Below are 12,124 nucleotides of genomic sequence, written 5' to 3'. Positions count from 1 at the left end.
AATGCACCGGGGATTATGATATTAGATCAGCTTATCAGGCGTAATAGGCAGTTCTCTAACCCGTTTGCCCGTAGCATTAAATACGGCATTAGCAATGGCGCCGGCTACGCCAACAATACCTACTTCACCAATACCTTTAACGCCTAATTTATTGGCGTGCTTATCGTCCTCATTAATAAAGATGGCGTCAAGGTTACCCACATCCAGGTTTACGGGTACATGGTAATCGGCAAAAGACCGGGTGATGAAGTTGCCCCAGCGCGGGTCAATAACCGATTCTTCGGTAAGGGCCATGCCTATACCCCAAACATTGCCGCCAATAATCTGCGAACGGGCTGTTTTAGGGTTGAGAATTTTGCCGGCTGCGGTAACCGCTAATAAACGTTTTATTTTAACCATGCCGGTATAGCGGTTTACCCAAACCTCGGCAAAGTTGGCATTAAAGCTATGGGCCGAGTAATTGTCGGCATCGGCAAGCGGCTTGGCATCCATCCGCGTTTCAAAAGTGCTCAGCCGCTCCGAGGCCATTAATTGTGCTGCGGTTGGCCGCACAAAAAACTGCTTGCCCGATTTCATCATCAGTTCCGTGGTTATTTTAGAGCAAGCATCATTAACCGAGTTGGCATAACTGGTGGCACCCACCGAACCTACTGAACCTGCCGCCGGCGGTAAATCCGAATCGCCGAGTTTAATCTGCACCTGGGTAACCGGAAGCCCTAAACCATCCGCGGCGGTTTGGGCCAGAATGGTGTACGTACCGGTTCCTAAATCGGCAGCGGCTAATTCTACCACGGCTTGTACCTTGCCGGCATCATTGCTTAATTTAATCACAGCCGAACTGTCGCGCTGCTTGGCTGGGTAGGTGCCACAGGCTACGCCATGTCCCACCAGGTAATCGCCCTGTATATTTTGGCCGGGCTGCGGGTTGCGCTTATCCCAGCCAAATGCCTTGGCGCCTTCTTTTAAACATTCTACCAGCTTACGCGACGACCATTGTTTGCTGGTGGTAGGATCCTGTGCTGGTTCGTTGTTAAGCCTTAAAGCAATAGGATCCATTTTCAGCTTATAAGCCAGCTCATCCATAGCCGACTCAAGCGCGAAGCTACCCGTTGATTTGCCCGGTCCGCGGGTATAGGTGGGCATAATTACGTTCATAGGCACTACCTTGTAATTGATGAGTGCATTCGGTACCGCGTACAGTACTTTTGAGCAATCGCCGCAAGGCTCAGTATATTCATCATCAATAGCGGTGTGCGTAGTGGTTTGATGCCCTAAGCCAAGTAGCTTACCGTCTTTGGTGGCTGCCAGTTTAATATGCTGGATATTGTGCTGCCGCAGACCCACCGAGTTAAACATTTGCTGCCGGCTCAGCGCTAAATGCACAGGCCGGTTAGCCATTTTTGCCGCGACGGCTGCCAGCGCCAGGTTAGCCCACTGGCCGCCTTTAGAACCAAAGCCACCGCCTATGTAAGGGGTGATGATACGCACATTTTCTGGCGCGATATTAAGCGTTTTGGCGGCTGCACTTTGCGCACCGTTAACAATTTGTGAGCTGTTATATAAAGTTAGTTTATCGCCTTCCCATAGGGCAATGGTAGCATGTGGCTCCATGGGGTGGTGATGCTCAATAGGTGTTTCGTAAACCTGGTCAACCGTAATCGGTGCACCGGCCATGGCCGAGTCTATATCGCCGCGCCGTACTTCGGGCTCTTTGGCAGGCACGGCTTGGGGTGCCAGCTTTTCGAAATCTGTTTTGGCCTGGGCATCACTGCTGTATTGCACTTTAACTAAGCGGGCGGCATAGCGGGCCTGCTCGAATGTTTCGGCCACTACGATGCCGATGTGCTGCCCGTTAAATTTTATCTCAGGGCCTTGCAGCAAAGCGCCGCCCCGTAAGCCACCTTTTACGTTCAACTTAGGCGCATTAAGATGGGTGATGATGGTAATTACACCCGGCGCTTTTTTGGCTGCGGCATCATCAATCTGGGTAATAGTGCCCGACGCTACAGTGCTTTTAAATAAATAACCATAAGCCAGGTTTTTAACCGGGTAATCGGTAGCGTAGGCAGCCTTACCGGTTACTTTGAGCAAACCATCAATACGGTTTAACGGGGTGCCGGTAATTGGATTAGCTTCCATAATTAAGTGCTTTGGTTAATGCCAGTGCAATAGCGCGCTCGCCCAGTTCTATTTTAAATTTATTGTATTCGTGTGGTTTAGCGGCGGCCATTTCGGCTTTGGCGGCTGCTTTAAAATTGGCTTCGTTGGCTTCTTTACCTTTCAGCATTTTTTCTGCTGTTAAGGCCCGCCAGGGTTTATGCGCCACGCCACCCATGGCAATGCGCACATCTCTAATTTGTTTACCGTTAAGCTGAAAACCTGCCGCTACCGATATGAGTGCAAAAGCGTAAGAAGACCTGTCGCGCACCTTGGCATAGTAAGAATGGTCGGCAAAGTTGCTGGCCGGTAACTCGATGCCGGTAATCAGGTCGCCGTGTTGCAGGTTGTTGTCCTTCTCCGGGGCATCGCCAGGCAGCCGGAAAAATTCATCAAAAGTTAAGCGCCTTTGCTGGCCCGACCGATTTTGTACCAAAACTTTAGCATCCAATGCGGCCAGGGCTACTGCCATATCTGAGGGGTGTACAGCAATACATTTGTCCGACCAGCCAAAAACGGCATGCATACGGTTAAATCCCTCCATAGCGCCGCAGCCCGAACCAGGTGTGCGTTTATTGCAGGGCATGGCTACGTCGTAAAAATAAGGGCAGCGTGTGCGTTGCAACAGGTTGCCACCGTTGGTGGCCATATTACGTATTTGTGCCGACGCCCCGGCCAATATAGCCTGGCTTAGCATAGGGTATTGGCTGCGGATGAGCGGGTGATTGGCGGTTCCCGCATTTTTGCCCAAAGCATCTAACAAAACGCCGGGTTTAGCAGCACCTTGCGATAGTGACCTTATAGAACTATATGGCAGGTGGGTAATGTCAATTAATTCCTCCGGTCGCTCCACGTCCTCCTTCATCAAATCGAGCAGGTTGGTGCCGCCGGCCAGTATGCGCGATTGTGCATTGCCGTTTAGCTCTTTGATAGCTGACTTGAGGGAATCGACTCGGGTATATTTAAATGGTCTCATAATGGTTTAGTTAAAATATACCTTGGTTTTAGCCTGCAAAATTGAAATGCTGTTCTACCGGTTTACCCGATTGTACCTCCATAATGGCAGCCACAATGTTAGGGTAAGCCCCGCACCGGCAAATATTGCCCGACATCCTTTCCCTGATTTCATCCTCAGATAAAGACAGCCCCGCACCGGTTTGTTTAATGTTAGATGTCACGTAGCTTGCATCACCTTTTTGAGCTTCGCCCAATAAAGCCACGGCCGAGCATATTTGGCCTGGCGTGCAGTAACCGCACTGAAAACCGTCGTGTTTAATAAAAGCCTCCTGCATGGGGTGCAGCTGGTTGCCATTGGCTAAACCCTCAATGGTAGTAACGGTTTTACCCTCGCAGGTGGCAGCCAGGGTAAGGCATGATAGCACCCGTTGCCCGTTAATCATTACGGTACAAGCACCGCATTGCCCGTGGTCGCATCCTTTTTTAGATCCGGTGAGCTGCAACCTTTCCCGCACAGTGTCCAGCAAAGTCATTCTCGAGTCTACCGTCAGGCTGCGCGTAGCGCCGTTAATGTTAAAGGATATCTTGACGCCGTTTTCAATCGCTGCGGTTGTCGCGGCCTCTTCGGGTGCCAAGGGGCGTGCCAGTACCTGTTCGGCACCCAACAAATTAGCCGCCAGTACAGTGGCGCCGCCAACGCTCATCAGCTTTAAAAAATGTCGACGGTTAAAACCGGAATCCATTATTTCGTTCAGGTCTTCCGGCATCAGGTCGGCAAATAGTCTCTTTTCGTCGTCGGTAAGGTCGGGGTTTTGGTTTTCGTCGCTCATCAGGAGGTAATGCGTTGGTATGTAAGTGGGTAACACACCAACGCATTATCGGTTTGCGCTAAACGACGCTTATCACCAATCGGAGTAAAAAATAAATTAAGGTATTAACCGTTCGTTCCGCAACTGCGCAAACAGGTCAAAGAAAGAGTCTTCGGTACTTTGGTAAACGGTAAAGCCCAGCTTGCGGCTTTTAGACATATCGGTCATCACCTCAATTGGTCGGCCCAAATCCAAATCGGTATGCCAGGGTGATGCCAGCCGGTTTAAATCGGGCTCTTTTAACTGGTATTGAGCGGCCATATTACGCCATAGGTCGGCATCAGTAGCCATTTCGTTTTCAAGCGGATGCGTTGTGCCATCATAGCCGACTGCTTCAATGCCAAACCAACCCGCTAACTGGTGCCATAACGTACTCCACCTAAAAACATCGCCGTTGGTAATATTAAAGGCCTGGTTGCGGGCGGCATCAGTGGTAGATGCCCAAATCAGCTGCTCGGCCAGTACCCTAGCATCTGTAACATCCGATAAGCCATTCCACTGGGCTTGTGATCCGGGCCATCTGAAAGGCCTGCCCGTTTCTTTACAGATGCTGGCATAAACGGCCACGGTAGTCCCCATATTCATGAGGTTGCCCACGGCTTTGCCAATCACGGTGTGCGGCCGGTGTATGCTCCAGGTAAAACCATCGCGTTCGGCAGCGGCATACACTTCATCTTCCTGTGCGTAATAAAAGTTTTCAATGTCTAAACGGGGATGCGTTTCGCGCAAAGGTGTAACTGGCAAAAACCCTTCTTTGGCATAGGCCTCAAACGGACCGAGGTAATGCTTTAAACCAGTAACCAGGGCCACGTGCTGTACCGAGCCTTTACCCGATAAGGCACGCAATAGATTACGTACCATCAGGCTGTTCACCCGGATGTTTTCTGCCTCGGTATCGTTACGCATCCAACTGGTGATGTACACGTGGGTTGGTTTAATGTCGGCCAATGCTTCTGTTAAACTTTCAGGCTGTAGCAAATCCGCTGCTATAGGTTGTAAGCCAGGCAAATTAGTGTTCGGGTTACGGGCCAAACCGTAGGTGGTCCATCCTTTTTCAATTAACTTTTCGGCTAGGTTACTGCCGGTAATGCCGCTGGCACCTACTACTAATGCTATATTATCCATGTTGAGTTACTTCTGTGTGTAATTACTAAACACGCAATAGTCGCAATTGTGTAACGGCCTGCACAGGACATAGCTCACAAAATAACCGTGACCTATGTCACATCAAACCGCGCTGATGCGGCTCAGGGTTTCGCGCGAAATTCCCAGATAGGAGGCTACCAGCGTTTTGGACAGGCGTTGCAGTAACGAAGGATATAGGTTGATGAACTGCTGGTAGCGCTCATCGGCCTTTTGGCTCATTAATGATAAAATACGCCGCTGCAGGGCAATGTAACCGGCGGTAGTTTTCTTCATAAAAAAGTACTCCATCTTTTTCAGGTCGGCGCAGAGTTTTTCGCGGTTATCAATGGAGATATAAAGGGTAGAGGTGTCTTCCAGACAATCGATGTTTAACGTGGCCAGCGTTTGGTTGTGATAAGCCTGCGGGTCTGATATCCACCAGTCCTCCATGGCAAACTGCAAAATGTGCATCTTGCCCTGCTCATCCAGGTAAAATGATTTGAGCAAGCCTTCCAGCACAAAGTAATCGTTTGGCGCAGCGTTACCTGCCTGCACTACATACTGGTGTTTCTTAAATTGGCGGGGTGTAAAATGCGAAAGCGCAAACGTAAATTCATCATCAGTTAGCTTTACAATTTTTTCAATTTGCTGACGTAATAAATGTTCCATAGTTGATATGCAAACGTCGTGAATTTAACTTAGTTACTGCTAAATTCAATCAGTAATTAATAAATGCAACATTCATGTTACTCAGTAGCATTTTTATAAAATAGCTGCAACTTTATCCGTTGTAAAAGGTATTAATGCTAAAGTGAACCAACTGCAAACATATAAGCTGATTTTAGCCATTGCCGCAATATTTTTTATTGCGAAACCCTTTGTGGGCTTTGGCGTGTACAGCGCTTTGCACGAGAGTCCGCACGAAACCAATGTACTGGTTAAAGTATTTGCCAAACGCAAGCCTGAATTTATGGAAGAGGTGGCAGCCAAATCCGTAGTTTTTCAGACCCTGCTACGTAACAAGGCCCGCGAGTTTGCTTTTACCATTAATGCCTTACTGGCCTGCTTATATTCGCTGTTCGCAATTTTAAGCATCAGCACTGTTAACCGCTTTTTACGGTCTCAACGATATTTCCGTACCTCGGCAGAGCCCATTTATCTGCTTACCCGGCAATTTACTATCTGATTTAAAAGGAAGTTTTTTCATCTACAGAAAATGAACTGCCTGATGGCAGTACAATATCCTTTTTATCTACAATAGTTTTTTAAATACATGTTTTGTTTTAAACATGGCTGGTGCCTGGCATTATTGCTGCTGGTGGCCGGCCCCTTATATGCGCAAAATCCAAACAGCACCGTTAAGCTTAATGAGTTGCTGAACCGGGTAGCCACCAACGCGCCCACGCTGGTTACCGACTCGTCGGCCATACTGATTAAAGAAGCCCAGGCCCGCGAAACTAGCTACAACTGGCTACCTAATATAAAGCTTAATTACCAGGCCAATATAGGTACCAATAACAATGTGGGCGGTGCGTACTTCGGTTTCGGCATTGTGCCCTCTAACAATCGCGGTGTACGCAACGAGAGCAATACCACGGCCGTACTGTCTAACTTAGGCATTGCCGCCTTTGATATGGAACTTTATAATTTCGGTGCCTACAAGGCGCAGAATAAAGTAGCCGAAGCCGAGGTTGATGTACAAAAGAACCAGTTTGCAGCATCAAAGTATAACCTGCAGGCTTATACCATTGATAACTACCTGCAACTGCTCAAACTGCAGGCTTTTTTAACGGTGCAGGCGCGTAATATTGAACGTAACCAGGAAATCAGGCGTTCTATCAGGGCGCTGGCCCGCAGCGGCATCAGGGCCGGTGTAGATACCAGTATTGCCGAAGCCGAATTATCTAAATCGCGCTTAAACTACATCGAACTTAAAAACCAGGTTAAACAGATCCAGCTCCGTTTGGCGGTTATCAGCGGCATGCCATATAACAGCATTGTACCCGATACCGTATCCGAAAATAATTTGATTTTACACTCTGTGAGCGGCAACCTGCTGATGCCCGACACGGCTAACCATCCGCTCATTAGGTATTACCGCTCATTGTACGACAATAGCCTGGAGCGCGAAGCCCTGGTAAAAAAGAGTTATAATCCAAAAATATCATTGCAGGCCGCTGCCTGGGGGCGTGCCGCCAGTTTAGATGCAAACAACGGCTTTACCAGTCTGTATAACGGCTGGGGCTTTCAGCGCGAAAATTATGTAGTGGGTTTGGGCATCACGTATAATTTGTTCGATTTAAAGCGCCGGCAGCTAAAGCTCAACACCCAAAAAATTACGTCGCAGTATACGCTGGCTAAACTTAACGAGCAAAAGGTGTTGTTAGCGGCAAACGCCAGCCAGGCTGATGCCAACGTGGCTACCGCGTTGGAACGTTTGCAGGAAATACCGCGGCAGGTAAAGGCCGCAAATGCCGCCTACCGCCAAAAGTTTGCCCTGTATAAAAGCGGGCTCACCGATATTATTGAGCTCAATGCGGCGCTAAACCTGTTATACCGTGCCGAAACCGATTTTATATCAGCCAAAAACAGTTACACGCAGGCGCTTTTTCAAAAGGCCATTACCGAAAATCAGGTCAGTCAAGTTCTTAACCAGTTAAATTAATATAATTATGTCAATGGTTACCACCGCACTGAAAAAGCCGGTTACAATAGTGATTGTTACCATCAGCCTGCTGCTTTTTTCGGTGCTTAGTGCAATAAAAATTCCGATAGATATATTCCCGCAGCTCAATATGCCTACTATGTACGTTATTGAGTCGTACGGAGGGATGTCGCCGCAGCAGATGGAAGGCTTCTTTTCTACCCGTTTGCAAGACCAGTTTTTGTACGTCAACGGTATCAAATCTATCACCAGTAAAAATATACAGGGGCTTACCCTGCTAAAGTTAAGCTTTTACGAGGGGACCGATATGGGCGAGGCCTCGGCGCAGGTGGCCTTGCAGGTAAACCGCGCCATGAAATTTTTTCCGCCCGGTGCGTTGCCGCCGCAGGTACTACGCTTTGATGCTTCATCGCTGCCGGTAGGGCAGCTGGTGCTATCCTCAAAAACCCGCAGCTTAAAAGATATTTACGATTTGGCCACCACCCGGGTGCGGCCTACGTTCTCGTCGGTAGCCGGGCTTTCCGCGCCGCCGCCGTTCGGGGCCAACTCGCGTTCGGTCATCATTAATGTTGACCCTAACAAACTGCGGAGCTACAGTTTAACACCCGACGAAGTGGTAGCCTCGCTGGCTAAGTACAATGTGATGTCGCCCTCGGGTAACCTGCGCATGGATAACACCATGTACGTAACCACCATGAACTCGCTGATTGGCAACGTGGATGATTTTGGCAACATCCCTGTTATCAGCAAAAATGGTAGTCCGGTGTTTATCAAAGATGTAGCGAGAGTGTCTGACGGTGCCGACGTGACCGTAAGCTATGCCTTAATTAATGGTAAACGCTCGGTATACATCCCTGCGGTTAAAACCGCCGATGCCTCTACCTGGGCGGTGGTACAGGCGCTTAAAAGTAAACTGCCGGATATACAAAGTTTATTGCCCGATGATGTTAAGGTATCGTACGAGTTTGACCAGTCGGTGTTTGTAATCAACGCCGTAAAAAGCTTGCTTACTGAGGGCGGCCTGGGTGCTATTTTAACCGGGCTGATGGTGCTGCTGTTTTTACGCGACTGGCGTAGTAGCTTAATTGTGGTGATTACCATTCCGGTGTCTATCGTTATCGGGGTGATGCTGTTGGGCTTTTTTGGGCAAACCATCAACATCATGACCTTAAGCGGACTGGCGCTAGCTATCGGTATTTTGGTTGACCAGGCCACGGTAACCATCGAGAACATACACCAGCACCTGGAGATGGGCAAAAGTAAAAAGGAAGCTATTTATGACGCCTGCGAGGAAATTTCTTTCCCGCTGCTGCTTATCCTGCTTTGTATACTGGCTGTGTTTGCACCTTCGTTTTTGATGACGGGTGTGCCTAAGGCTATGTTTTTACCATTGTCGTTAGCCATTGGCTTAACCATGATTGTGTCATACATTATTGCACAAACGCTGGTGCCGATACTCAGCAACTGGCTCATCAATGCCGAGCAATACCAGCACGGTCACCACGGGCAGCTGCACGCCCATGCCGGCGAGGCATTAGACTTTAAAGAAAACGGGCAGGTGCAAAGCCATTTAAAAAATGAGCAAGAACACCCGCAGGAGAATGATTTGTTTGAGCGGATTAAGCTGCGTTTTGTAAAAATCTTAGACCGTTGGATGCCGAACAAGCGGCTGATTGTGCCGGTGTATTTGTTGGTGGTGCTGGCCTTGGCATTAGGGGGCTTTTTGATAATCGGTAAAGATATGATGCCGAAGCTAAACAACGGTCAGTTCCAGATCCGCATTAAAGAGCCAGACGGTACCCGTTTGGAGCGAACCGAAGCTAAGCTGAAGCAGGTTTTAAAAATCATTGATAGTACCTCCAATCATCATGTAGCCATCAGTTCGGGTTATGTAGGTTTGATACCGAGCAGTTATGGAGTTAGTAACCTATATGTATTTAACACCGGTACGCACGAGGCCATTTTACAAGTAAACCTAGACGAAGATTACCATGTAAATATGGACGACTTTAAAGAAGCGCTGCGAAAGAACATTGCCTACGCCATACCGGAACTTCGGGTAACCTTTGAGCCGATTGACATGACCGAGAAAATTATGAGTCAGGGCGCTGCTACGCCTATTGAGGTAACCGTTGCCGGTAAGGATATGGGCCAAATTGAGGCTTACAGCAATAAACTGGTAGATAAACTTAAGCAAGTTGATTACCTGCGTGACGTGCAGATTAACCAGCCGCTCAAATTCCCGGTAGTAAAAATTACGCTCGACCGGCTCAAACTGGCGCAGATGGGTTTAAGTGTAAGCGAGATATCGCGCTCGGTAACAGCCAGTACTTCATCCAGCCGTTTTTCCGAAAAAAACCAGTGGCTGGACGAAAAGGCCGCTAATACCTACCAGGTACAAGTGCAGATACCTGAGTATGTGATGAACAACATGGACGAGATACGCGAAATCCCTTTAATTAAAGGGCAAAGCAGTCCCGTACTGGGCGATGTTGCCAGTTTTAAAACGGTTTATGTTCCGGGCGAGTACGACCGTATGGGGCCAAGGCGTTACCTGACGGTGAGCGCCAATATCCATCATAAAGACTTAGGTCGTGCTACGTCTGCCGTACAAAAGGCCATCCAATCCCTGGGCAAGCCGCCTAAGGGTGTGGTTACGCAGGTGCAAGGGATGTCGAGTTTGTTAACCGATACAATGTCGAGTTTACAGAATGGGTTGCTGTTTGCCATTCTGGTTATCTTCCTGTTGTTAGCAGCTAACTATCAGTCTGTAAAATTATCCCTCACAGTATTATCAACTGTGCCTGCAGTGGTATTAGGTTCTATCGGCGCTTTGCTGCTTACCGGCTCAACGCTTAACTTACAGAGCTATATGGGCATGATTATGTCGGTAGGGGTATCGGTAGCCAACGCTATCCTGATTGTGACCAACGCCGAAAAGCTGCGCCTGGATTACCGCGATGCTACTAAGGCGGCTGTAACCAGTGCTTCCATCCGTTTACGCCCAATTTTAATGACCAGTTTGGCCATGATAGCCGGTATGATACCCATGGCATCGGGCCTGGGCGAAGCCGGCGAGCAATCGGCACCGCTGGGCCGGGCGGTAATTGGGGGGCTGTTTGCCTCTACCATTGCGGCTTTATTTATTTTGCCTTTGGTGTTTGCCTGGGTGCAAAATAAAACCACCTACAATTCGCCATCGCTCATGCCCGAAAACTCATCATCTTCTACAGATCTAATCGTAAATCATCCCGAAACCCATGAAGTATAAATTAATCACTATAGCCTTTGTTGCGACAACCCTTTTTGGGTGCTCGCACGCTGATAAGCCGGTTGATATTACTGCCGGCAAGGCAAAAACCGACGATAAGTTGGAAACTGCCACCGTTACTGAAAAGGCCCTGTCTAGCTACGTGAGGCTGCCCGGGCAGCTTAAGCCGTTTAATGAGGTAAATATATTTGCTAAAATAAACAGCTTTGTGAAGCAACTGAATGTTGACCGCGGCTCCATAGTTCATAAAGGGCAATTACTGGCCGCGCTGGAGGCGCCAGAGATGGCATCGCAGGTACAATCGGCTAATGCCCGCTACCTGCAGGCGCAGGAAGCTGCTAACGCCAGCCGCGAAAAGTACCGCAGGTTAAAAGAAGCTGCTAAAGAAGAAGGGGCGGTGTCGCCGCTCGACTTGGATAACGCGTCGTCTAAAATGAAGGCAGATGAGGCGGTTGCCTTGTCCGAACGGTCTAATGCAACCTCTGTTAAAGATGTGCAGGCCTATTTAAACATCAGGGCACCGTTTGATGGCATGATTGTGCAACGTAATGTATCGGCAGGGGCGCTGGTAGGGCCAGGCAAATCAACCGACCAGCCCATGCTGGTGTTGCAGGGTACCCGCAAGCTGCGCCTGGAGGTAATGATACCCGAAAACTATGTTGAAAAGGTAGACCTGAAGCAGCCGGTGACGTTTGTATTTAACGCGCTGCCCGGCCAGTCTAACAAAGCCTACATCAGCCGGTCATCTAATGCGTTAAGCTCGCAGCGGTCGGAGGCTATTGAGATTGATGTAGCCAATAAAAATCAGCAACTAAAGCCCGGCATGTATGGCGAGGTGAAGGTGCCTTTGCTGTTTGGAGCAAAATCGCTACTGGTACCTAACAATGCTATTGTACGCTCTACCGAAAGGATTTACGTGGTTAAAGTAATTAACGGTAAAGCCGTATATGCCGATATAAAAGAAGGCATTGTAAACGACACTAATACCGAGGTATTTGGTAACCTGAAAGCCGGAGATAAAATTGTGCTCAACCCCGGCGATGAATTAAAAGAAGGTCAGGAAATTAAATAGCTTGTGTT

At 48.6% G+C, this 12,124-nt stretch carries 9 protein-coding genes; 4 read left to right on the top strand and 5 right to left on the bottom strand.

Going from position 1 to position 12,124, the window contains the following annotated elements:
- Nucleotides 1-21: 21 nt before the first annotated feature.
- The 5 genes from AAGR14_RS15385 to AAGR14_RS15365 all read right to left on the bottom strand — a co-directional run bounded on the left by AAGR14_RS15385 (nucleotide 22) and on the right by AAGR14_RS15365 (nucleotide 5,777).
- The gene (locus AAGR14_RS15385; RefSeq protein WP_342645122.1) at nucleotides 22-2,139 is read right to left on the bottom strand and encodes a xanthine dehydrogenase family protein molybdopterin-binding subunit; all 2,118 of its coding nucleotides are present in this window, start codon (nucleotides 2,137-2,139) and stop codon (nucleotides 22-24) included.
- On the bottom strand, nucleotides 2,129-3,133 hold the full coding sequence (locus tag AAGR14_RS15380) for a xanthine dehydrogenase family protein subunit M (RefSeq protein ID WP_342645121.1): 1,005 nt from the start codon (nucleotides 3,131-3,133) through the stop codon (nucleotides 2,129-2,131). The genes AAGR14_RS15385 and AAGR14_RS15380 overlap by 11 nt, the downstream gene beginning before the upstream one ends.
- 28 nt (nucleotides 3,134-3,161) lie before the next feature.
- On the bottom strand, nucleotides 3,162-3,944 hold the full coding sequence (locus AAGR14_RS15375) for a 2Fe-2S iron-sulfur cluster-binding protein (RefSeq protein ID WP_342645120.1): 783 nt from the start codon (nucleotides 3,942-3,944) through the stop codon (nucleotides 3,162-3,164).
- A gap of 96 nt (nucleotides 3,945-4,040) precedes the next feature.
- Complete coding sequence (locus AAGR14_RS15370; protein WP_342645119.1) at nucleotides 4,041-5,108, bottom strand: SDR family oxidoreductase; 1,068 nt, start codon at nucleotides 5,106-5,108, stop codon at nucleotides 4,041-4,043.
- Nucleotides 5,109-5,210: 102 nt separating this feature from the next.
- Entirely contained in the window at nucleotides 5,211-5,777 is a 567-nt protein-coding gene (locus tag AAGR14_RS15365) for a Crp/Fnr family transcriptional regulator (RefSeq protein ID WP_342645118.1), read from the bottom strand.
- Between the two features lie 142 nt (nucleotides 5,778-5,919).
- On the opposite strand from AAGR14_RS15365, the gene AAGR14_RS15360 reads away from it, so the two are divergent.
- The 4 genes from AAGR14_RS15360 to AAGR14_RS15345 all read left to right on the top strand — a co-directional run bounded on the left by AAGR14_RS15360 (nucleotide 5,920) and on the right by AAGR14_RS15345 (nucleotide 12,116).
- Entirely contained in the window at nucleotides 5,920-6,294 is a 375-nt protein-coding gene (locus AAGR14_RS15360) for a hypothetical protein (protein ID WP_342645117.1), read from the top strand.
- Nucleotides 6,295-6,381: 87 nt separating this feature from the next.
- Complete coding sequence (locus AAGR14_RS15355) at nucleotides 6,382-7,773, top strand: TolC family protein (RefSeq protein ID WP_342645116.1); 1,392 nt, start codon at nucleotides 6,382-6,384, stop codon at nucleotides 7,771-7,773.
- Nucleotides 7,774-7,780: 7 nt separating this feature from the next.
- Nucleotides 7,781-11,044 carry an efflux RND transporter permease subunit gene (locus AAGR14_RS15350; protein ID WP_342645115.1) on the top strand — a complete coding sequence of 1,088 codons (3,264 nt, stop codon included), beginning with the start codon at nucleotides 7,781-7,783 and terminating at the stop codon, nucleotides 11,042-11,044.
- On the top strand, nucleotides 11,034-12,116 hold the full coding sequence (locus tag AAGR14_RS15345; protein ID WP_342645114.1) for an efflux RND transporter periplasmic adaptor subunit: 1,083 nt from the start codon (nucleotides 11,034-11,036) through the stop codon (nucleotides 12,114-12,116). Before AAGR14_RS15350 ends, AAGR14_RS15345 begins: the two co-directional genes overlap by 11 nt.
- Nucleotides 12,117-12,124: the final 8 nt, after the last annotated feature.

This window comes from Mucilaginibacter sp. CSA2-8R (genome assembly GCF_038806765.1).
Classification (GTDB): domain Bacteria; phylum Bacteroidota; class Bacteroidia; order Sphingobacteriales; family Sphingobacteriaceae; genus Mucilaginibacter.
This window is presented reverse-complemented; position numbering and strand designations above follow the sequence as displayed.